The sequence below is a fragment of the Deinococcus apachensis DSM 19763 genome, assembly GCF_000381345.1.
Taxonomy (GTDB): Bacteria; Deinococcota; Deinococci; order Deinococcales; family Deinococcaceae; genus Deinococcus; species Deinococcus apachensis.
Genome location: NZ_KB906414.1, coordinates 1 through 20,612 on the forward strand (window position 1 = coordinate 1; position 20,612 = coordinate 20,612).

Annotated in this window: 19 protein-coding genes and 1 tRNA gene; 9 read left to right on the forward strand and 11 right to left on the reverse strand. The window is 63.6% G+C overall.

The window, feature by feature from the left end; genetic code table 11:
• Positions 1 to 1,059 carry an IS4 family transposase gene (locus F784_RS0117920; protein WP_019588111.1) on the forward strand — a complete coding sequence of 353 codons (1,059 nt, stop codon included), beginning with the start codon at positions 1 to 3 and terminating at the stop codon, positions 1,057 to 1,059.
• Here the strand turns inward: F784_RS0117920 and F784_RS27905 are convergent.
• Positions 962 to 1,435, reverse strand: coding sequence for an ATP-binding cassette domain-containing protein (locus tag F784_RS27905; RefSeq protein ID WP_083939271.1), 474 nt, complete (start codon positions 1,433 to 1,435; stop codon positions 962 to 964). The two genes, F784_RS0117920 and F784_RS27905, sit on opposite strands and share 98 nt — an antisense overlap.
• Positions 1,436 to 1,499: 64 nt before the next feature.
• The gene (locus F784_RS25560; protein WP_083939272.1) at positions 1,500 to 1,724 is read right to left on the reverse strand and encodes a helix-turn-helix domain-containing protein; all 225 of its coding nucleotides are present in this window, start codon (positions 1,722 to 1,724) and stop codon (positions 1,500 to 1,502) included.
• 136 nt (positions 1,725 to 1,860) lie between these two features.
• Here F784_RS25560 and F784_RS0117925 point away from each other — a divergent pair, with 136 nt between their 5' ends.
• Positions 1,861 to 2,163 (forward strand): hypothetical protein, encoded by a 303-nt coding sequence (locus tag F784_RS0117925; protein WP_019588112.1) that lies wholly within the window; start codon positions 1,861 to 1,863, stop codon positions 2,161 to 2,163.
• A 418-nt stretch (positions 2,164 to 2,581) separates the two neighbouring features.
• Here F784_RS0117925 and F784_RS0117930 read toward each other — a convergent pair whose 3' ends face one another.
• The 3 genes from F784_RS0117930 to F784_RS24840 form a co-directional block, all read right to left on the reverse strand.
• Positions 2,582 to 3,727 carry a hypothetical protein gene (locus F784_RS0117930; protein WP_040383533.1) on the reverse strand — a complete coding sequence of 382 codons (1,146 nt, stop codon included), beginning with the start codon at positions 3,725 to 3,727 and terminating at the stop codon, positions 2,582 to 2,584.
• Positions 3,728 to 3,733: 6 nt separating this feature from the next.
• The gene (locus F784_RS0117935) at positions 3,734 to 5,398 is read right to left on the reverse strand and encodes a PriCT-2 domain-containing protein (protein WP_019588114.1); all 1,665 of its coding nucleotides are present in this window, start codon (positions 5,396 to 5,398) and stop codon (positions 3,734 to 3,736) included.
• 561 nt (positions 5,399 to 5,959) lie between these two features.
• Positions 5,960 to 7,225 (reverse strand): S41 family peptidase, encoded by a 1,266-nt coding sequence (locus F784_RS24840; RefSeq protein ID WP_019588115.1) that lies wholly within the window; start codon positions 7,223 to 7,225, stop codon positions 5,960 to 5,962.
• 252 nt (positions 7,226 to 7,477) lie between these two features.
• On the opposite strand from F784_RS24840, the gene F784_RS23755 reads away from it, so the two are divergent.
• Positions 7,478 to 8,434, forward strand: a complete 957-nt coding sequence (locus tag F784_RS23755) for a GNAT family N-acetyltransferase (RefSeq protein ID WP_019588116.1) — start codon at positions 7,478 to 7,480, stop codon at positions 8,432 to 8,434.
• A 30-nt stretch (positions 8,435 to 8,464) separates the two neighbouring features.
• On the opposite strand, the gene F784_RS0117950 is transcribed toward F784_RS23755, so the two are convergent.
• The 3 genes from F784_RS0117950 to F784_RS0117960 form a co-directional block, all read right to left on the reverse strand.
• A complete protein-coding gene (locus tag F784_RS0117950) occupies positions 8,465 to 9,430 on the reverse strand; it encodes a tyrosine-type recombinase/integrase (RefSeq protein ID WP_245557940.1) in 966 nt (321 codons plus the stop codon).
• Between the two features lie 61 nt (positions 9,431 to 9,491).
• A tRNA-Ile gene (locus tag F784_RS0117955) sits at positions 9,492 to 9,568 on the reverse strand.
• An 83-nt stretch (positions 9,569 to 9,651) separates the two neighbouring features.
• Positions 9,652 to 9,936: a DUF427 domain-containing protein gene (locus F784_RS0117960; RefSeq protein WP_019588118.1), complete on the reverse strand. Its 285-nt coding sequence runs from the start codon at positions 9,934 to 9,936 to the stop codon at positions 9,652 to 9,654.
• 82 nt (positions 9,937 to 10,018) lie between these two features.
• Here F784_RS0117960 and F784_RS0117965 point away from each other — a divergent pair, with 82 nt between their 5' ends.
• The 3 genes from F784_RS0117965 (at position 10,019) to F784_RS0117975 (ending at position 14,857) form a co-directional block, all read left to right on the forward strand.
• Positions 10,019 to 13,090 carry an alpha-amylase family glycosyl hydrolase gene (locus tag F784_RS0117965; protein WP_019588119.1) on the forward strand — a complete coding sequence of 1,024 codons (3,072 nt, stop codon included), beginning with the start codon at positions 10,019 to 10,021 and terminating at the stop codon, positions 13,088 to 13,090.
• A gap of 112 nt (positions 13,091 to 13,202) precedes the next feature.
• The gene (locus F784_RS0117970; RefSeq protein ID WP_026332570.1) at positions 13,203 to 13,841 is read left to right on the forward strand and encodes a DUF47 domain-containing protein; all 639 of its coding nucleotides are present in this window, start codon (positions 13,203 to 13,205) and stop codon (positions 13,839 to 13,841) included.
• 17 nt (positions 13,842 to 13,858) lie between these two features.
• The gene (locus F784_RS0117975) at positions 13,859 to 14,857 is read left to right on the forward strand and encodes an inorganic phosphate transporter (protein ID WP_019588121.1); all 999 of its coding nucleotides are present in this window, start codon (positions 13,859 to 13,861) and stop codon (positions 14,855 to 14,857) included.
• A gap of 57 nt (positions 14,858 to 14,914) precedes the next feature.
• Here the strand turns inward: F784_RS0117975 and F784_RS0117980 are convergent, their stop codons facing one another.
• The gene (locus F784_RS0117980; RefSeq protein ID WP_019588122.1) at positions 14,915 to 15,817 is read right to left on the reverse strand and encodes a cobalamin-binding protein; all 903 of its coding nucleotides are present in this window, start codon (positions 15,815 to 15,817) and stop codon (positions 14,915 to 14,917) included.
• Between the two features lie 33 nt (positions 15,818 to 15,850).
• Here F784_RS0117980 and F784_RS23760 point away from each other — a divergent pair, with 33 nt between their 5' ends.
• A complete protein-coding gene (locus tag F784_RS23760; protein ID WP_019588123.1) occupies positions 15,851 to 16,117 on the forward strand; it encodes a hypothetical protein in 267 nt (88 codons plus the stop codon).
• Between the two features lie 36 nt (positions 16,118 to 16,153).
• Here the strand turns inward: F784_RS23760 and F784_RS0117990 are convergent, their stop codons facing one another.
• Both F784_RS0117990 and F784_RS0117995 read right to left on the reverse strand, forming a co-directional pair.
• On the reverse strand, positions 16,154 to 17,113 hold the full coding sequence (locus F784_RS0117990) for a quinone oxidoreductase family protein (protein WP_019588124.1): 960 nt from the start codon (positions 17,111 to 17,113) through the stop codon (positions 16,154 to 16,156).
• On the reverse strand, positions 17,110 to 17,931 hold the full coding sequence (locus F784_RS0117995; protein WP_019588125.1) for a type III pantothenate kinase: 822 nt from the start codon (positions 17,929 to 17,931) through the stop codon (positions 17,110 to 17,112). The genes F784_RS0117990 and F784_RS0117995 overlap by 4 nt, the downstream gene beginning before the upstream one ends.
• Positions 17,932 to 18,024: 93 nt before the next feature.
• Here F784_RS0117995 and F784_RS0118000 point away from each other — a divergent pair, with 93 nt between their 5' ends.
• Both F784_RS0118000 and F784_RS23765 read left to right on the forward strand, forming a co-directional pair.
• Positions 18,025 to 19,938 (forward strand): acetate--CoA ligase, encoded by a 1,914-nt coding sequence (locus F784_RS0118000; RefSeq protein ID WP_019588126.1) that lies wholly within the window; start codon positions 18,025 to 18,027, stop codon positions 19,936 to 19,938.
• Positions 19,939 to 20,176: 238 nt separating this feature from the next.
• Positions 20,177 to 20,467, forward strand: coding sequence for a hypothetical protein (locus F784_RS23765; protein ID WP_019588127.1), 291 nt, complete (start codon positions 20,177 to 20,179; stop codon positions 20,465 to 20,467).
• The last annotated feature ends 145 nt before the right edge of the window (positions 20,468 to 20,612 follow it).

Sequence of the window (20,612 nt, forward strand, 5' to 3'; positions counted from 1 at the left end):
ATGAAGAACACCCGGAGCCGACCCCCTCAGTCTAGCCTCTGTGCCCTGCTGGCTCAGCACTTTCCGCTCGATCCCCGTCGGCTCACCGTCCTGAGTGCCCTGATCCTCGCGGTCATTCAGGCGCGCAGCGTCGTCTTGTACCAGCTCGTCCAGCTCATCGATCTCCCAGGCTCGGACGAGACGGTGTACCAGCGCCTGAGGCGCTTCGTGCAGTTCGCCCTCCCCGACCTGCTGGTCGCCCGCTTCGTCCTGGCCCACCTGCACGACGAGCAGCACTGGCTGCTCGTCCTCGACCGGACCAACTGGAAGCTGGGCCAGCACGACATCAATATCCTCTTACTCAGCGTGCGCTGGCAGAGTTTCAGCTTCCCGCTGGTCTGGACGCTGCTGCCGCACAGCGGGAACAGCACCATGACCACCCGCATTGCCCTGGTCGAGCGCCTGCTTCCCCTGCTCCAGGGCCGGAGAGTGTTCCTGACCGCCGACCGGGAGTTCATCGGCAGCGAGTGGTTCGTGGCCCTGCGCCGCATGAACCTCTCCCCAGTCATTCGTCTGCGAGCCGACAGTGTGGTCGAAGGCTCACCCGTCTGGGTGAGGTTCAAGAAGATGCGGCCGGGCGAGTTGCGGGTCTGGTACAAGCCCGTTCAGGTCTATGGCGTGACGCTGCGCGTTCTGGCATGCCAGAACGCCTCCCGAGAGACCCTCTTCCTGGCCTACCAGGGACACGCCGGACCCGCCCTGAAACGCTACGCCCTGCGCTGGACCGCGGAGAACATGCACCAGGCCCTGAAGTCCAGGGGCTTTTTTCTGGAGAGCACTCACCTCACCAATCCCGCCCGGGTCTCCACCCTCTTGGCCGTCGTCGCGCTGGCCTTTGTGTGGTGCTGTCTGATCGGGGAGTTCGAGCAGCAGCGTGACCCGTCACGCTGCCTCAGACACGGCTATCCCCCCAAAAGCCTCTTCAGGCGTGGCCTCGATGCCCTTCGTGCCGTGCTGAGCAAGCCGAGAAGTGGCTTTGGGCGGGCGTTTCCCCTCTTCCTCGCTCCTTTTGACCCCTAGAGAGGTCCGGTACATATCGTCTCCAAGCGGATTTCTCCAAACTGTGGCCAACATTGTCTCTTAACCATTGTTTTTCCTCTTGTGAAATTTCTATCTCTATTTGAATTATCATTGGTAAATTGCGATTTTGAAATTGACTCAACAACTCTTGAGTCTGGTTGACGCTTATTTGAAATTCAGAGAACCAATGTTGCCATTCATTTGGCTGGTAACCACCGTATATGGACTTCAACATGCGTATTGCGTCAAATATGCATGACTTTCCACACCCGTTTGGTCCAGCTATAACAACAACATCAGACAAATCTCTCACAGAGAGACGGGTTATGGCACGGAAATTTTCTATATGGATTCCCTTGATACGCATAACCAGCATTGTATCAAATTTTTTGGTATGGCATAGCTACAACTTTATTAGAACGTTTGGCAATTAAGCCGCGCTACTCTTTGTAATAGAGTAGATCAGAAACGTCTATTTGGCGCCCAGTCATCCTTCTCAACTGACTAATCACGGCATTCAATACAGAAAGATCAACTCGTTCGGATTTTCCACGGGCAAGGGCGTATATAGTATTTCTACTGACTTGACCATCAAGCAACTGTGAAAGTCGGTATGGAGTAATGCCTTCCTGCTCCAACAAGTGCTTCAACTGCCACTCGATCATGTCACCACTATACGCATTCAAGTGATAATACCACAATCTTGACACTAGTACCAAGAAGATGGTAATATAACGTCACCTGAGAGGGACGGGCCTAGGAAACTCTGCCCCTCGCAGGAATCCCAGTTGAGGTGAGATCGTGGATGAGTTTAGCACCGTAGTTAGAGGCAACCCCAAGCCCGGAGTCGTCTTCGAACGTACTGCTGAGGGGGAGCGAGTCATCCTCAACCCGGACATCTCAGTAACTGTGGAGCGAGAAGGGCTCTGCACCACCCTCATCCCCAGCTATGAACAGTGGCTCTCCTGGCAAGTGGACTGCTTCAACGCGCTGGTTGGGCTTCTCCCCGAGATCAAGCTTGGAGAGGTCGGCATCCGCATGGGCCAGAACTATGAGGCTGAGGTCGTGGCCGCCTTCGCCCTCCGCAGCTTCTACGCTGCCTAAACAGATAGGAAAAGACAGAGGCTGTCCCAGTTGCTCGGATGGCCTCTGCTTCTGTTGAATAGGGGTGGGGGGTACTTTTCCTGGCGGAAGGCAGTACAGGCGCTGGTAGGCACCCACACATTTTTTAGCCACACTGAAATTTGAGGCGGAAAAGGAAAACTTAGGTGTAGGAGATATCGGGGCTGCTGATCGGCGAAGCGCTACCTCCCCTACACAGGTTCATTTTGGTGCGGGTAAGGGAAAGCGTGCTCAAAAGGCTCAAAAACCGTGGCCCTCTCTCACCTTCGCTTCCTCTATCTCCTCCCCACGCTTCAAAACTCGGGGTGGTAGAAGTGAGCCAGGACTTCTGGGATCTCGTATAGCAACCAGACTCCAGATGTCCTGACTCATACAACTCTCACGTAGGAGGGGGTGCCTGTTAGGCTGCTAAGGTGTCCTCCTTGGTCTGAGCCAGCTCTCGCTCACTCTCAGGCTTGCGTCGCTCCGCTAGTCGCTGCATCAACTCCCGTGCAACAGGATCGATTTGGTACTTCCTCTCCTGCGTGCCGCCGTCATCCCTGATTCTTGATGTCTCCTTGGCAACGAGCCCTAGTTGCTTCAGGTACTTGTTCAGGGTCTTGATCGGCTGCTCACCCACGTTCTCGGGAACAGCAAACCCCAGGTCCTTCACTACCTGGTCTGCTTCCGATTGCATGAACTCAGCAAACGCGGCCAAAACGTCTGCACTGAGAGGCCCGTCCTGCTTATATCCACCGTACGTGGCCTCAATCCTCTTCCGAAGGTCCGTCTGGAGGGCCAGAATTTCCTTGTCTGGGATGATTTCGGTGGCAAACGTCTGGTCCCGGTGAATCAACTGTTCAGTGGACACAGCGAGTGCCTCGAACGCCCGAATCTGAGAGGACAGCCTCTTCAGAGGTGTCTTGATCAGCTCCCCGAGGTCCTCGGCAGAGTTTCCATTCAACTGCCTGTAGTAGAAGCGTTCGAGCTTGTACTCCTGCTCCGTTGTCAGGCTCCCCTTCTCCTTCTGCACGGCCTCCGCCTCCGGTCGGCTGATGTCTTCAGCGTTCGTGACGCCTTTCACACGTTCCGCTTCAAACTCCGCATTCGCCTTCGCCAGAGCTTGCTTCGTTTCCTCCGCCCTCTCGACATCCTGAACGTTGTTCTGGGTGAGAGTAAACCCGAGTTGCTGGGCCATCGAAACGAAGTGAGCCTTCAGCTCTGAGTGGCTGACGTTGTTGGCGGCCTCCTGCTCGCTGACGAGAGTGAGGTACGTGTTCCACTTCGCGTCGAACGCCCATTTGCCCGTCACCTCGTTCAAGGTCATCAGGTTCCTGTAGTCGTCCTTGGTCTTGAAGTACCGCTGGTACAGCACCGCAGGATCCGTTTCCCGTTCTTCCGTCTTTGGGGTGACCCATACTTTGATGAGGGCCTTCTCGTCCCTGACACGGTTTACGGCCTGCATCAGGTCCTTGTGGTTCTGACTTCCACCGTCGGCAAAGAGGTACACCTCCTCGAAGTGCTTCACACTGATGTCAACACCCGTGAAGAGGGTCGGTGAGTACACCAGGACCTAGTAGTTCTGCACCTGAGTTGGGATGTTGGTGATGAAGTCCTGCACCAAGGCCGTCTGGCTGTTCTTGGAGTTCACCTTGAGGAGCTTCAGGTCGGAGTGTTTCTCCTTAAGGGCTCGCTCCAGGGCTTCCGTAAGGCTCCGGCTGTCACAGGCGACCACGACGTTACGTCCGTTCCGCACAGCGTCAAACAGCTCGGCTTGCAGCGTGAGCTTGCTCTTGAACAGCTGCATGGCTCGCCCCTTCGGGCGCCAAGTGTTCTCCAGGAAGTAGTAGTCGCTCACGTTCATCCGGTTCATCAGGTAGGTGATATCCGGATCCCCAGCGTCCGCATCACTGGCAATCACCTGCTTGGCGTTCTTCAGGACCCACCCGAAGGTCGAGAGGATTGAGGAGCGGTTCTCCTTGCAGGTGTCCCCCGCGAGGTGGTTCAACCCCTGGGTGAATTCGTCCAGGATCACCAAAGCGTCCCTATAGTTGCCCGGTGTGAGCTTGTACAGGCTGTCGTATGTGACGGCGAGACTTCGCGTGCAGCTGGACAGGTCCGCGACGCTTTCGTAGTTGTCGATTCCGAAGCGAGCACTGATCTGCTTCAGGAGGGTTCGGCGGTGAGCGATCACCAGCACTTTCCCCTTTGCCTCGGTGTGCTTTCTGACCAGCTTCTCGATGGCGGTGGTCTTCCCCGTCCCCTGGTAGCTCTTCAGAATCACCAGCTTGTCCGAGCTCGTGATGTCCGGGAGGTGCCTAGCCTCAATCGTTTCCGTGGGACGATGAACGCGCTGTACCGCAGACATCTTGGGGGCACGAACATACCCGTGCTCCCTGGCAAGGTAGAACAGGCTTGCAATCGTCACGTCCCGGCTCGTGAAGCTGTGGACCTTCTGTGGAATGTTCCAGCCGTCCGTACTGGGGCTCCATGCCTCGGCAAGCTCTATCGCCTTGGCAGCCCCGAACTGGGACCAAAGAGCCATGAGGACAGTCAGGCACTGGTTGTAGTTGCCGGTCCCCGGAGCTCTCTGGGGGATGCACTTGAGCGCCTCCACCACTTCCGCCTCATCCACGTTCGAGGGAGCCGCCGCGTTGAGCGAGGACTTGCCCGCCTTACCAGCTGGCTTAGGCTTGATGGGCTTGACCTCCTCGACCAGGAGCTCATCCAGGGCAAGCTCTGAGAGCTGAACGTCCTGCTGGAGTGGAACCTCGGCCTGCGTGTTGCCGTAGAACATCCGGCAAGCGTCCTTGCAGCTCGCGTCTGCCGCGGGATACTTCCTCAGCAGGTTACAGAGGACCGTCTCCACCTGCTTCCGGTCCGTCAGGTCCCGTGGGAGAGCCCATAGAACCCTGAACTTGTCCGTCGTCCCATCCTTGCGGTGGTTAACGCTTGTGTAGATCAGGCAGGCCTGCTCCGTAATGTACGTGTCGTCTAAGGCATCGGCCAGAGTAAAGCCGCCATCGAAATCGAGTGCGACAAAACCGCTTGAGTTGAAGTTGCCCTTGTTGCGCGCTCTACCGACATAGTCGGCAGAGATGGCATGCCCGCTCTGGACAGCCTGTGCAATCTCCTCAACACTCAAACACTGCGTCTCGAAATGGTTGTTGAAATCTCTCTCTAGGTGATCCTTGTCTCGAACAGACTGGTTCACCGAAATGGTTATTCTCTTTTTCATGTATTCCTCTCGAAATGGTTACCGCCCTCTCGATGCGGCAGAATTGAAAACGTATCCGAAAATGGCCAACTGTGTCGAGCTTGAGCTACGACACCAAAAAATGGTCTATAGGCTACTCAAGTGTCCTCTCAGCACCTAAGGTGCCGTGACGACTTAACTGCGCCCATCATTTACCCCCACACCAACTCTCGCCGTTTCACGCTCCAGCGAGGGCAGTAAGTACTCGCTCCAAAATCTCCCCGTCTTACACATGAGTGGGTACTCTGTGTGTCAGCCCTTATAGGATCCACCAGTAGGCACCCAAAATGTGGGCACTGATATGCTCCGCCAAAAGCTGAAGGGTGAGCCATAGCCTGTGGCACCCTCAAACGAGGAAGCGTCCACTTGCCATGTCGAGCTGACCGATTACCCCTTCTCCAGCTGAAACAGCCCTGATTGTCAACTCGCGGCAGGACAACTGTCCCCGCTGTGGCACCCACGGTGACAGATCATGAAGGTGATGTCAAGGGGGGACTCATCCATCTCTTAAGGGATGTTGGCTCGCCAGCCTCGTGAAGCGACTCAAGACCGACACCCCGGTTGTTGTGACAACCAATCCCTTGCAGCCCGCACGGCAGGGTCTTGCTCCGAACCGAATTGGGACCAGTCAGTGCCTACCGTTTGATCGGGTTGTATGCGTCCCTCGTACGTGCGTCCGCTACGGTCCTGAGAGAGTGCCCCTGTCAGCACCAATAAGGCTCCATCGCTGAGCGGCTGAGACACATTTCCGGTAGGGATACCTCGGGTCGCCTCACCAAAGCTCCGGGTGTCCGGACGGCCCCTGAACGCAATGGTGGTCATCTCTCCCGAACTGGCCGTCAACCGGCTCGTGAGGACCGCGACGGGTGGGGAGGGCCGTTTAAGCTGGTACGGATGACTTACGGAGGAAAGTGTCTCCCCTCCAAGCTGCGACGTGCCCTTCTGGTACGTCCACTCGGATGTCCCCTGTGCGTCGATGAAGGACCCGAGCTTGCCCTCACCAAGGATGGGTCCCACCCCCGCCAGCATTGTCCACATGTTCCCGCCGCGATTCCGCCGCAAGTCCACGATCCAGCCACAGGTCGGGGTCTCGTCAATTCGCCGAATAAGGCCTTGCGCCAGCTCCGCGTAGGAGCCCTGACCTGCGATGGTTCCGTCACCGATATGCATAGGCAGTTGGAGGTACCCGACATCGCCAGGCAACCTTCGTCCCTCTGGCGGCGTGTTTTCTGACACAGAGGCGGCACCCAGATTCATGGTGATCGACGCCTGCTGGCCGGACTTCTTGACCCTCAATTGCCAGGAGTCCCCTCCGAACTCGACAATCAGTCCCAGAACGTCGGCCCGGAGGGGCTGACCATTCATCGCCTCGATCGTGTCCCCCACCTGAATTCCGGCGGTCGCGGCGGGACTGTTGGGGCGAACAATCGCCACGGTGCCTTCCGGATACAGAACGGTGATCCCCAGACCAGCACGTTGGCCCCGCTCAAGGGCACGAGCTTCTTCAGGCGTGTAGAACCGGCTGTGATGGTCATTCAGCTTGTCCAGGACGAGGCGAATCACGGGGTAGGTGTCCGCGGTACTCATGGCGTCCTTGGCCTGCTCGGCCGCTTGTGCCCGCACCTGAGGCCAGTCAAGCGTGTTCCGCTTGAGGGCATTCTGCTCGATGAACGCAAGAGCCTTGTCCAAGTACGTCATCGCAGACAGATGCGCGATGGTGGCTTCAGGGGAGGATGGGACGGTCTGCGCAGCCGTGGGAGCCCCAACTCCCAGGAGCAAAACGGTTGCCAAGAACAGCCCTCGTTTCATCTGGTCCCCTCCAATGGTGGAGCCCACACCCTGGGCCTCTTCTCCATAAATCCCCTTTAGACTCAACGTCCCAGGAACCGAATGCAGGAAGAACTACAGTCTAGTCGAGGCCCTATTCCAACGTAAAGCGTGCGTTGGTCCAACCTTCCACTGCCTCCTGGGCTCATCTCCTGTCACTGCAGCTTGCATCAAGCGATCACTAGGGCGTGTAGGCCAGGGTGCGCTGACGTTATCCGTCCGGCATGATGAGTCATGACGGCCTCCCCCGCGCCCTTCACCATTCGCGAACCCACCCCGGACGACCTCCCGGCCATCGTCGCCATCATCAACACCGAAGAGGCCAAGCCCTACACCCCCGAAGCCTTCGCCCAGCGGACACAAGAGATCCGACAACAGTGCGGCTTCTTCCAGGAGTGGGTGATCGAAAACGACCGCGACCGCATCACCGGAACCGTCCGGCTGCACAGCCCACCGCTCCCCACCCAGGAATTCGGCTTCCAGCTTGTCGTGGCCCCCAACGCCCGTGAACGTGGGTACGGTTCGGCTCTGCTGGCCCGCGTTCTCGATTCTGCACGCGCTCAGGGTGCCGAACGCCTCGAGACCGAGGTGCGTGAGACGAATCCAGCGTCACGCGCCTGGGCGGAGCGACGTGGCTTCTCCCTGCACTTCCACCGCTTCGAGTCCGCCCTCGACCTCACCACCTTCGACGAAGCCGCCCACACTGACCTCCAAGGGCGTCTGGCGAGTGCGGACATCACCTGGCAGGACATGGACGTGCTGGGCCGTGACGAGGCGAACTGGACGCGGCTGTACACCTTCTTCGCTGAGCGAGACTACGATTCACCGGATATGCAGGGGGAGCCGCGATTGACGGTCGAGCAGGCCCGGCACATGCTGCGAAAGAATCCGACCGTGCAGCCGGGGGGGATCGTGCTGGCGACGCGGGGCGAGGACTGGCTGGGGATGAGCGTGATGGCGCGGCATCCACGTGGGGCGTACAACTACTTCACGGGGGTGGTGCCGGAAGCGCGGGGGATGGGGGTGGCACGGGCGTTGAAGGTGGAGGTGATCCGGCGGGCACGGGCGGCGGGGTTCACGGGGATGTTCACCAACAACCTCAGTGTGAATGCACCGATGCTGGCGGTGAACCGGCGCCTGGGGTTCGAGCCGCGCCCGGGCTTGTGGGTGATGAGGCGGCGCCTCTCGTAACCCTGCCTCAGCACCTCTGGCCTACACGGCCTAGAGCCGGTCCACTGGCGAGAAGCGCAGATGTGCGGCTTTTAGGTCATCGTCCAGAAAGGTCACGTACCTCCGGGTCATGTCCAGGCTGCTGTGGCCCATGATCTGCTGGAGGGTGAACACGTCTCCCCCATTGCGCAGGAACTCCACGGCGAACCCTCGGCGGAAGGCATGAGGGGCACAGGCCTCACGGGCTATACCCACGCTCTTGGCCAGCTTTGCCAGTCGTATCCCTACGCCTTCTCGGGTCAATGGCTGCCCGCAGCGACTGAGGAAGACATGACGGACTCCCGCATGCTTCTGCCGTCTCTCCCGCCGGATATACCCGGTAATCGCCGTCATAGCCTTAGACCCAACAGGCACGAACCGCTCCTTAGCACCCTTGCCCATCACTCGGATCAAGCCTCGCTCAAACTGCAAGTCCTCCAGCCTCAACCCGATCAGCTCATGCACCCGCACGCCGGTGTCGAACAGGGTGAGGACGATAGCCAGGTCCCGGAGGGGCTGCTCGCTCTTCTTGCACGCTTTCTGGAGGGCCTGAGCGGTGACAGTGGTGACCGTAGGCTGCCGCTCCTTGGGAAGGCTAGGGAGTTCCAGACGCTTCGCCGGATTCCGCTGGATGAGCTCTTCCTTCTCCGCCCAGTTGAACACAGCCTTAACAGCCCGAGCATGGGCATGAATCCCTCCTGGGCCTAACCCCTGCTCCTCCAGCCATAGAAGGAAGGCTCGGAGGTGGCTGACCGTCAACGTAGCGACCTCGGCCTCTATGCCCTGCTCCTGGAGGAAACGGGAGAGGGTACGGCGGGTGACGTCGTAGTTGGCGAGGGTGTTCTTGCTGCGGCGCTTGACCTTCAGGTGGTAGGCGAACTGCTGCCAGAGGGCGTCTGTGCTCATGCACGAGCTCCTTTCCGACAGTGTTTTGGCGAAGTTGGGGAGCGCACAACAACGTGTAACGTTGGTGTCCAAACCAAGCCTGATAAGCGTCTCTAAAAGCAGAAAACCCCGTCGTAGACAGGGTTTTCGTATCTGGTACGGAAGGGCAGATTTGAACTGCCGACCTCACGCTTATCAGGCGTGCGCTCTAACCAACTGAGCTACTCCCGTGTCCTTGTTGACGCACCGCCGGAGCGGGCGGGAGTCAATCTAGCAGGGGGACCCCGGAGTGTCAACGCCTGGACCCGATTCGTTCAGTCCGCCGTGACCTGCACCCCACGCCAGAAGGCAACCCGTCCGGCGATCTGCCGCGCGGCCTCACTGGGCTCGGGGTAGAACCAGGCAGCGTCGGGATTCTCTTGGCCGTCCACGCGCAGGGTGTAGTACGAGGCGGTGCCCTTCCACGGGCAGACGGTGTGGGTCTGGCTCGCTTGCAGGTACTCCGACCTCACGCTCCCCAGGGGGAAGTAATGGTTGCCCTCCACAACTACCGTGTCGTCCGACTCGGCGATGACCTGGCTGTTCCAGATGGCTTTCATACCCCACTGTACAGGCAAAGATCAGAAATGAACCGTCAGTCAATTGACAGGCAAGTACGAGTGGGCTTCCAATGAGCAGGAAATGAAACGTTTCCAGAAGATGGGGCACATCGGCGCCATGGCCGTCCTGACGCTGTCCCTGTCCGCCTGCGGTGTCTTCAAGGCCCCCGAGCCGGGGGGCAACACCCGCGCCTGGCAGGACGAGGTGATCTATTTCGCCATGACTGACCGCTTCGCCAACGGGAACACGGCGAACGACAATGGCCCCAACCGCAATGAGGGCGACCGCGCGGACAGGACCAATCCGCTCGGTTGGCACGGCGGGGACTTCGCGGGGCTGAAGGCGAAGATCGAGGAGGGCTATTTCAAGCGGATGGGGTTTACCGCGATCTGGATCAGCCCGGTGGTCTTGCAGGTTCCGGCCATCGCCGGGCCGACGAGCGGACCGAACACAGGCAAGCTCTTCGCGGGCTACCACGGCTACTGGGCCGAGGACTTCTTGAAGGTAGACCCGCACTTCGGAACCTTGGACGAGTACAAGTCGTTGATCCAGACCGCGCACCGGAACAACATCAGGATCATTCAGGACATCGTGGTGAACCACGCGGGGTACGACTCGACGCTCACAAAGTCCCATCCTGACTGGTTCCACACGCAGGCCGAGTGCGATGCCAGCACCAACAAGCGGGTGGACTGTCCGCTAGCGGGCCTGCCCGACTTCAAGCAGGAACTGCCCGAGGTCACGAAGTACCTCAACGACTTCGTGAACTACTGGCGGAAGGAAACCGGCATCGACGGGCTGCGGATCGACACCATGCAGCACGTGCCCGACAGCTACTGGCAGCAGTTCTTCGCAGCGGGCGGGCCGGGCGACCCCTCCAAAATCTGGTCGGTGGGTGAGGTGTTCAACGGTGACCCCAGCTTCCTGGCCCACTACATGAACGACCTGGGTTCGCCCAGCGTGTTCGACTTCGCGCTGTACTTCGCCATCAAGGACCAGTTGTCGAGCGCGGGCGGCAACCTGGGCGCCGTGGCAGACGTGTTCGCGCGGGACGGCGCGTACCGGGACCCCACACGGCTGACGACCTTCGTGGACAACCACGACGTGCGCCGCTTCGTGAGCGAGGTGGAGGAACGCGGCAGGACGGCGGCGCAGGCGAGCGAACGGCTCGACCTGGCCCTAAGCCTGATCTACACCTCGCGCGGCACGCCGAGCGTGTACCAGGGCACCGAGATCGCGCAGCCCGGGCTGGGTGACCCCTACGACTACCCGCTGGGGCAGGGTAACCGCGAGGATATGAACTTCGCGGCCCTCTCGCAGAGCACCATCGACGAGCGGCTGGCGGCTCTCGCCGCGGCCCGCGCGAAGTACCGGGCGCTGACACGCGGCGCGCAGCAGGAACTGTGGCGGCCGAACGGCGGGGCGCCCATCTTCGCCTACCGCCGGGTCGTGACGGACGGCAAGGGCGGGCAGCCCGTCGTCGTCGTGATGAACAACGGTGACACGCCCGTGGACCTCGCCACCCTGAGCGGGGGCGGCATCCCGCTGCTGGGCACTTTCGGTGGGACGACGCTGACGGAGATCACCGGGCGGACCAGTGGCCTGAGCATCAGCGGCGGGAAGGTGGTGGGTACGGTCCCGGCCCGCTCCGCCCTCGTAGTAACGGCCCCGGCGGGCAGCGGCAGCACGGGCACGGTGAACCCCAGCCTGCCGGAGGTGACGGGGCTGAGCGCGAAGGCCGGGGACAGTGCCGTGCAGCTCACGTGGATGGCTTCCACAGACGCCAACGTCACCGGCTACCGCATCTACGCGCGCACTGGAAATGGGCAGGAGCGGCTGCTGAACTTCGCCCCGCTGCCCAAAGATCAGACGAGCTACCTCGCCTCGGGCATTCCCAACGACCAGGAGACAACGTTCCGGGTGGTCACGGTGGACACGCAGGGCGCCGAGAGCAAGGGCGTCAGCGTGAAGGCCACGCCGAGCAGCAAGAACACGGTCAAGGTGACCTTCACGGTGGACGCGCGCAGCCAGGGCAACGGCCCGATTGAGTTGCGCCGCTTCGATACCGGCTCGCAGGTCGAGTACCCCATGACGCAGGTCAGCCGGGGCGTCTGGAAGACGGAGATTGATCTCCCCCTCTTCCGCGAGATCAAGTTCAAGTTCGGCAACGACGGCCCGGCCGCCAAGAACAGCGGCTACGAGGGACCCGGACAGCCCGACCGCAGCTACGTGGTGGGAACCAATAACAACGCCTACAGCGGCACGTACGACTTCATCAACCAGCCCGTGCCGCCCACCATCGAGGGCAAGGTGACGGGGGCGGGCACGCCGCTGGCAAACGCGCTGGTCGAGGCCACGACCGCCAACCCCGACTTGAACTACGCGATCACCTTCCCGGACGGCACGTATACGATGTTCGTCCCGGCAGGCACCCAAACTCTGCGGGCCACGGCAAACGGTTATCAGACGGCGGAGCGGCAGGCAACCTCTCCGGGCACGGGCGCAGACTTCACCCTCACGCGAGTCGCCGCAGCTCCCAAGTACACCGTTGACGGCAATCTGAGCGACTGGAAGACCCCTAAGGTCAGCTTACAGAGCCCGAACGCCGGAGAGTTCGGTGCGAACAACAACTGGTTGACCCTTCAGGCAGACAGTGATGCCAACTACCTGTACCTGGCGTACACGTATCTGGTCGAGGGGGACAACAGCGCCATCCTCTATCTCGACACGAAGGCAGGCGCGGGCGCCGCACAGGCCGATAACTTCGAGGCCTGGAAACGGGCGGCGACCTTCAGCGGGAGTATGGGGGGCGTGGACGCCTTTGTTGCCCGGTACAAGGATCAATCCGCTGAACTCCGGCTCGTAAACAGCGACACGGCAACACCTCAAGTCTCCGCTAGCAATTACACGGTCGCTACTTCCGGCGCCCTCCCTAATCAGACCGTTGAGCTCGCCATTCCCTGGTCCGCCCTGGGCCTGAGCGGTGCCCCCGCGAACGGCGTGAACGTGGTGGGCGGCATTTTCGGTGGGGACGGCTATGGCGCGGGGGACATCGTGCCCAACGCCACCAGCACACCTCCCGGTGGGAACACTATCGGTTCGGACGCGGAGCAGCGCCGGGCCACGTTCACCGCGCCCCTCAACGTCAAGTAAGCGCCTACACTCTAGGCGGCGCGGGAGGCTTCCGACCCTGGGGCCTCCCGTTTCCGCTGCGCCGCAGCCTGACACGGGGCTGACATAAAGGCGGAGAATCGAGAGGATTGTCATGGTGCTGTCAAGATTCATGCCGAAAAACCCGCAGTTCAGCGCGAAGTTCGCTGAAGCCGCCCGCAACGCGCACGCCACCGCCCAGGCCCTGGTGGACCTGCTGGAGAACTACACCGACGTGGAGGCCAAGGTGCAGCGCGTGCGCGACCTGGAACACGAGGGGGACCGGATTACCGGCGAGATCACGAACATGCTCGCCTCGTCGTTCATCGTGCCGTTCGACCGCGAGGACATCATCGCGCTGAACAATGAACTCGACGACCTGGTGGACGATATGGAGGACGCGGCGCGCAAGCTCAGCCTGTACGGGGTGGAGCGCCCCCTTCCGCAGATGGCGCAACTGGCCCGGGTGGTCGAGCAGCAGTGCGCGCTGCTGGCCCAGGGCATGCCGCTGATCGAGGACACCGGGCGCATTCAGGAACTCGCCGCTCTGGCCCGCCAGATTCGCACCCTGGAAGACGAGGGCGACACCATCAGCGACGAGGTGCAACGCACCCTCTACCAGGGCGTGACCGACGTGCCGGGCATGATCCGGGCGATGCGCGGCGGCGAGATCGTGAACCTGATCGAGGACGCCTCCGACCAGGCGCAGCGGGTGGCGAAGACCGTCGAGAGCATCCTGCTCAAGAACGCGTGAGCGGGGGCCTCTGACCGATGGAACCTGCCCTTCTCGGCCTGATCGTCATTCTCGCGCTCGCCCTCGCGTTCGATTTCATCAACGGATTTCACGACACCGCCAACGCCATCGCCACCTCGGTCGCCACCAAGGTGCTCACGCCCGCCCAGGCCATCGCCATGTCGGCCGTGCTGAACATCGTCGGGGCGCTCACCGGCACCGCCGTTGCCAAGACCGTGAGCAGCGATATTGTGCCGCAGCAGTTCGCCACGCTGGAACTTGTCGGCGCGGCGGTTCTGAGCGCCATCATCTGGAACCTCTACACCTGGTGGAAAGGGCTGCCCTCCTCCTCCAGCCACGCGCTGATCTTCAGCCTGGTTGGGGCGGGCGTCGCGGCGGGCGGCTGGGGCATCATCATCCCCAAGGGCGTGACCAAGACGCTGGCGGGTCTGGTGACCAGTCCGGTCCTGGGGTTCCTCGTGCCCATCGTGCTGATGTTCCTGCTCTCCTGGCTGATCCTGCGCCGGATGCGGCCCCGCACGGTGACGCGCACCTTCCGCTGGGCGCAGATCTTCAGCGCCGCCTTCATGGCCTTCTCGCACGGCGGCAACGACGCGCAAAAGACCATGGGCATCATGACCTTCGCCCTAAGCGCCTATTTTGGCACCGCATTCGAGACGGTGCCCCTGTGGGTGATCCTCTCGGCCGCGACCGCGATGGGCCTGGGCACCGCCGTCGGCGGCTGGCGCATCATCCGCACGATGGGCTTCAAGGTCGTGGACCTGAAACCCGTGGACGGCTTCGTGGCCGAAACAAGTGCGGCGCTGATTATCGAGACCGCCAGCCGACTGGGCATTCCGGTCAGCACCACGCACACGATCAGCACCGCGATCATGGGCGTGGGCACCACCAAGGGCTTTCGCAAGGTGAAGTGGCAGGTCGCCGGGCGCATCGTGCAGGCGTGGGTGTTCACCATTCCGGTGTGCATCGCGCTGGGCTGGGCGATTCACAAGCTGATCCTGATGACCGGCGTATAACGCGCCGCGACTGCTCAAACAAGAATGCCCCGACCTGAGCTGGGGCGTTTTTTGTCTTCAGCCCAGGCGCACGCTCTCGCCCTCGCACGCCTGGCCCCGCAGGAGAGCGGCCAGCACCTCCGCGCCGCGCACCACGCCCAGGCTGGGTCGGCTGAACAGGGCGTTGGCGTCCACGGCCCAGACCTGCCCCCCGCGCACGGCCCGCAGGTCACTTCGGTCCAGCAGGGTGCGGGCAAACTCGGCATTCTCGGCCAGGCCGTAGCCGCAACACATCACCACGATCACGTCCGGATCGAGGGCCGTCACCTGTGCCCAGGAGGTGCGCCCCGAATCGGTGCCCGCCGCGCCCAGCACGTTCACGCCGCCCACGCGCGCCACCTGCTCGGGCACCCAGTGGCCGCCGTAGAAGGGCGGGTCCACCCACTCCAGCGTCAGGACGCGCGGGGCATGGGGGACGGGCTGAAGGGCCTCCCAGCGGGCCTGCGCCTCCCCGGCGAGGGCATCTCCCCTCTCCCCCACCCCGGCGGCGCGGGCGAGTGAGCGCAGGTCCTCCAGAACTCCGGCAACGCTACGGCCCTCCAAGCTCAGCACCTGTGCGGCGGGCAGGCAGCCGGGCAGGTAACGGACGGCCGTCTCGATGGTCCCCGGCGTGACCGCGCAGACCTCACACACTCCCTGCGTGACCACGAGGTCCGGATTCAGGCGGTCGAGCAGCTCGCCGTCCACCTGATATAGGGCGCGGCCCTCCCGCACCGCCTCGCTCACGGCGCGGTCGATCTCCGCCTGCGGCGCCGAGGGGTCCACGATGGAGCGGGTCAGGACGTGGAGCCCCGCCGCGCCGGGGTGGTCGCAGGAATGACTGACGGCGACGACACTCTCCCCCAGACCGAGGTCGAACAGCAGGTCGGTGGCGCTGGGAAGCAGGCTGGCGATGCGGGGGGAAGGGCGAACGTCCGTCATCCTTCCAGGCTACCCCGTCTCTAGACTGGCGGCGTGTCTGCTGCTGTCCTCCTGATCGTGCTGGCCCTGGCGCTGCTTGCCCTGCTGGTGGCGACCCGGCCCGGTGCCCCGAAGGGCCCCCCCGCGGGCAGGAACGCCGAGCGGTACTGGGAGGAGAAAATCCTGAGGCAGACGCGCGGCAACCGGGGAGCGCTGGAACGGGCGCTAACCGCTAGGCGCCAGAAGTACCCCCACGCTTCACGGGCCGAGTTGCTGGAGATGGTCCACGACGAGTACATGCGGGACCGAAACCGCTCGTGAGCCGTCCACGACCTGAACCGGTGACCAACAACGGCCCTACGGGAGCAACAGCACCTTGCCGCTGCTCTGTCGGCTTTCCAGGAAGGCGTGCGCCCGCGCCCCCTCGGCCAGAGGAAAGCGCCCCGCGATGCGGACCCGGAGGTCCCCCGAACGCACCCGCTCAAACAGGGCGGCGGCCCAGGTCCGGCGGTCCTCCGCCGTTCTCAGGACATTCCACAGGTCGCCCCCCGTGAGGGTCCTGGAGGTGTCCATCAGCATGCGGGGGTCCACGAGGGGCGGGTCTCCCCCGGCCATGCCGTAGAACACGACGTGTCCGCCCACCCGCGCTGCCTCGAAGCTGAGCGGCAGAGTGCGGCCCACCGAGTCGTAGACCACGTCCACGCCCTCTCCCCCGAAACGGCGGGCCGCCGCCACCCAGTCCTCCTCGTAGGTGAGCACCGCCTCGGCACCCGCCTCACGCGCCAGGGCCGCCTTGTCCGGGGAGGAGGTCACGCCCACCACCCTCGCCCCGGCTGCCCGGGCGAGCTGGACGAGGAGCAGCCCCACACCCCCAGCCGCCGCGTGGACGAGCACGGTCTCCCCCTCCCGAACCCCGTGGCTGTCCCGGGTGAGGAACTGCGCCGTGAGCCCCTGGAGCAGCAGGGCCGCCGCCGTCTCGAAGGAGATGTCCCCCGGCAGCGGGATCAGCCTGTCCCCGGGCACCGCCACGAGTTCGGCGTTCGCGTGGGGGCTGTCGGCGAAGGCCACCCGGTCCCCGGCGCGGAAGGGGCTGTCCGCCGGGGCCGTCTCCACCACGCCCGCCGCCTCGTACCCGGCGATGTAGGGCGGCGTTCCCACGAGGTGGTACCGGCCCTGACGGCGGTACACGTCCGCGAAGTTGAGGCCAATCGCGCGGGTCCGCACGAGCACCTCGCCGCCAGCGGGCTTCGGGTCGGGAAGGTCACGGTACTCCAGCACCTCGGGGCCGCCGAAACGGCTGAAGGTGAGGGCCTTCACGGGTTGCTCCGTTCCTGAACCGCCGAAGTCTGGGGGCCGCGGCTGGCCCACAGCTCCACCAATCCGCGCAGGGTCAGGGTCTCGTCGTAGTGGTCGATCTCGCGGCAGATGCCCTCGACCGTGCGGGCAAAACCCCCGGTGGCGACGGCGACCGCGGGACCTGGCAGTTCGGCGCGAATGCGGCGCAGCAGGCCGTCCACCATCTCGGCGTAGCCGAAGACGAGGCCGGACTGGAGGGCATGGACCGTGTTCTTGCCGATGGCGGTGCGCGGGGCCTCCAGCGCGATGCGCGGCAGCTTGGCAGCGCGGGCGAATAGGGCGTCGGCACTGACCTGTGCCCCCGTGGCGAGAATGCCCCCGATAAACCGCCTTCCGCGCCCGATCACGTCGAAGTTGGTGCTCGTGCCGAAATCCACGACGACGGCGTACTCGTGGGCGTCCAGGTACCGCTCCGCCCCGAAGAGGTTGCACAGGCGGTCCGCACCCACGCTGCCCGGCTGGTCGAGTTCGACGGTCACGTCGGGAAGATTCTCGGCGCTCACCTCGAAGGGCTCGACCCCGAAGTGCCGCCACAACGCCAGCGCGTAGTTCTGCCCCACGGGTGGCGCGACGCTGCTCAGCACGGCTGAACGTGGAACGGCGGCGCCCGCGAGGGCAAAGAGGCCGTGCAGTTGCAGCGCCACGTCGTCGGGCAGCATGTCCCGGTTGGTGCGGACGCGCCAGGTGTGGGTCAGGGTCAGGCTCTCGTCCGCGAGGCCCAGCACGGTGCTCGTGTTGCCGATGTCCACGGCGAGGAGGGGGAAAGAGGAGGCGGGCACGGGGGGATTGTACGGCGGCCCGGGCTGACAGCCCTCACGTGAAGGCGCTAGGGTGGGGCGAAGCACAATTCGCCCTGTCCCTGGAGGTTCCCCGTGGAGAAATCGCTGCTGGAGCAGCCGCTCGTTCCCCCCACCGAATCCCTGAAAGCCGCCGCCCCGGTGTCTGGGGAGGCCGCCGCCCGGCTGCTCGCCCTCGACCCACCCGCATACTGGTTGGAGATCGCCCGGGAATTGACCTGGTTCACGCTACCGACCACAGCCCTCGAAGGCGGCCTGGGCGACTTCCGCTATTACCCCGGTGCCACCGGGAACGTCAGCGCGAACTGCCTGGACCGCCACCCGCCGGAGCGCACGGCCCTGCTGTACGAGCGCGAGGACGGCCTGCGTGAGACGTGGACGTACGGGGAACTGACGGACGCAACGGCCCGTTTTGCCGCCGCGCTGCAAGACCTCGGCGTGGAGAAGGGCGACCGGGTGGCGATCTACCTCGGCAACGTCCCGGAAGCCTTTATCGCCATCCACGCCTGCTACCGCATCGGCGCGATCTACTCGGTGATCTTCGCGGGCTTCAGCGCCTCGGCGGTGCGTGACCGGCTGGAGGACGCGCGCCCCAAGGTCGTCGTCTGCACGGACGCGACGCTGCGGCGGGGCAAGGTTGTGCCCCTCAAGGCGACGCTCGACGAGGCGCTGGCGGGGCTGGAGATCGGGCACGTGGTCGTCGCCCGCCGGGTGGACCGGGAGTACGAGTTGCGCGAGGGCGAACACGACTTCCATGCGTTGCTGACCTCCACCACCCGCCGGGCCGACCCCGTCCCCCTGGAGGCGAACGAGCCGGGCTTCATCATCTACACCTCGGGGACGACCTCCAAGCCCAAGGGACTCGTTCACGCGGGGATCGGGTTTCTGGCGGGCGCCTACGCGAACGTCAAGTGGGCGCTGAACCTCGGGCCGAGGGACGTGTACTGGTGCACGGCGGACGTGGGCTGGCTGACCTTCCCGATCTTCGCCCTGGTCGGCGGGTTGGCGCATGGGGCGACGCACGTGATCTACGAGGGCGGCATCGACACGCCCACCCCCGCCCGCCCGTACGAGATCATCGAGCGCTACGGGGTGAACAAGGTCTTCACCGCGCCGACCGCCCTGCGGATGCTGCGCCGCGCCGGGGACCAGCCCCTGGCCGGGCACGACCTGAGCCGCCTGGAACTGATCAGCCTGGTCGGCGAGCCCCTTGACCCGGAAACATGGCACTGGACCCATGGGAAACTGGGCGAGGGCCGCATCTTCGTGAACAACACCTATGGGCAGACGGAGACGGGCACGGCTTGGGCGAGCAGCATGGTAGGCCTCACGCCCACCCGGCCGGGCAGTTGCGGCCATCCCCTGCCCGGCTACCGCGCCCGGGTGGTGCGGGACGACGGGACGGAGGCGGAGGCAGGCGAACTCGGCGCCCTCACCCTCACCGAGCCGTTCCCCTGCCTGGCGCGGACGGTGTGGGGCGACCACGACCGCTACGTGGCGACGTACCTCTCGGACTTCCCCGGCAGCTACGCCGCCTCGGACGCCGCGCTGCTCGACGCCGACGGCCAGCTCTGGGTGACGGGCCGTCTGGACGACGTGATGAACGTCGCCGGGCACCGCATCGGCACGATGGAAATGGAGGCCGCCCTGATCACCCACCCCGCCGTCAGCGAGGCGGCCGTGGTCGCGCAGCCGGACGAGGTGAAGGGGGCGGTGCCGGTGGCGTTCGTGGTGCCCAGGGGAGGCGCAGAGCCCGGCCCGACGCTCGAAGCCGAACTCGCGGACGCCATCGTGCGGGGTGTGGGTCCTATCGCCCGGCCCGCCCGCGTGATCGTGACGCCCACCGTACCGCGCACCCGCAGCGGGAAGATCATGCGAAGGTTACTCCGCGACCTGCTCGTGAGCGGGGACGTGAAGGGCGACCTGACCAGCCTGGAAAACCCCGACGCCATCGAGGTGGTCCGGGAGAGGGTTGCGGGGAGCTCTTAGACTTCCTGCGAAAGCCGCGGCAGGTAGAAAGCAGAAGGCCAGCCACGCGTGCCTTCGCCTTCTGCCTCCAACCTTCTCCACCTCTAGCATCCGGGTCGGCATGGAATCGCCCCCGGCGTTATCTGGGCGAAGTCATGCGGGTTTCGGTCGCTTGCCCGAACTCTTTGCGGGAAGGTCTGATGAACGACGCTTCACGGGGTTGTCGCCCTCCCTCACGCGCCTGCTGTCAAGGTGGGGCATGAGTGACAATCTCAAGGACACGACGCCGCTGGGCAAGTCGGTGGAGGAGATTGAGGCGGCAACCCAGAACAGGGCCAACGCCTCGACCCCTGGGGAAGAGCGCCGGGAGGACGGGGGCGTGCCCGTGGGATTGGCAGCAACCACCGTGGCCGGGCTGGGAGTGGGTAGCGGCGCGATGGTGGGTGCCGTGGGCGCGGCCCTGATCCCCGACGACGGGCTGGGGGATGCGGACAGTAACTCTCAGGAGACTGGGCGGGCGGGTGACATCACCGACAACGACCAGGCCTGAAGGTTCTGGTCCCTTCACCAGGTTCTCGCAAGTTGTCGAAACCCGGGCCTGTCTCTCCACCGAGGACAAGGCTCTCGTGCCCTTCCCTCTCTCTGATCCTCTTCGCGGGAGAGGGCCTGGCGCAGCCAGGAGTGAGGGGACGCGC

Bases quoted from the DNA above. Each gene is read 5' to 3' on its own strand.
- F784_RS0117920 (WP_019588111.1), top strand. From the start codon at position 1: ATGAAGAACACCCGGAGCCGACCCCCTCAGTCTAGCCTCTGTGCCCTG.
- F784_RS27905 (WP_083939271.1), bottom strand. From the start codon at position 1,435: ATGCTGGTTATGCGTATCAAGGGAATCCATATAGAAAATTTCCGTGCC.
- F784_RS25560 (WP_083939272.1), bottom strand. From the start codon at position 1,724: ATGATCGAGTGGCAGTTGAAGCACTTGTTGGAGCAGGAAGGCATTACT.
- F784_RS0117935 (WP_019588114.1), bottom strand. From the start codon at position 5,398: ATGAAAAAGAGAATAACCATTTCGGTGAACCAGTCTGTTCGAGACAAG.
- F784_RS24840 (WP_019588115.1), bottom strand. From the start codon at position 7,225: ATGAAACGAGGGCTGTTCTTGGCAACCGTTTTGCTCCTGGGAGTTGGG.
- F784_RS23755 (WP_019588116.1), top strand. From the start codon at position 7,478: ATGACGGCCTCCCCCGCGCCCTTCACCATTCGCGAACCCACCCCGGAC.
- F784_RS0117960 (WP_019588118.1), bottom strand. From the start codon at position 9,936: ATGAAAGCCATCTGGAACAGCCAGGTCATCGCCGAGTCGGACGACACG.
- F784_RS0117965 (WP_019588119.1), top strand. From the start codon at position 10,019: ATGAAACGTTTCCAGAAGATGGGGCACATCGGCGCCATGGCCGTCCTG.
- F784_RS0117970 (WP_026332570.1), top strand. From the start codon at position 13,203: ATGGTGCTGTCAAGATTCATGCCGAAAAACCCGCAGTTCAGCGCGAAG.
- F784_RS0117975 (WP_019588121.1), top strand. From the start codon at position 13,859: ATGGAACCTGCCCTTCTCGGCCTGATCGTCATTCTCGCGCTCGCCCTC.
- F784_RS0117980 (WP_019588122.1), bottom strand. From the start codon at position 15,817: ATGACGGACGTTCGCCCTTCCCCCCGCATCGCCAGCCTGCTTCCCAGC.
- F784_RS23765 (WP_019588127.1), top strand. From the start codon at position 20,177: ATGAGTGACAATCTCAAGGACACGACGCCGCTGGGCAAGTCGGTGGAG.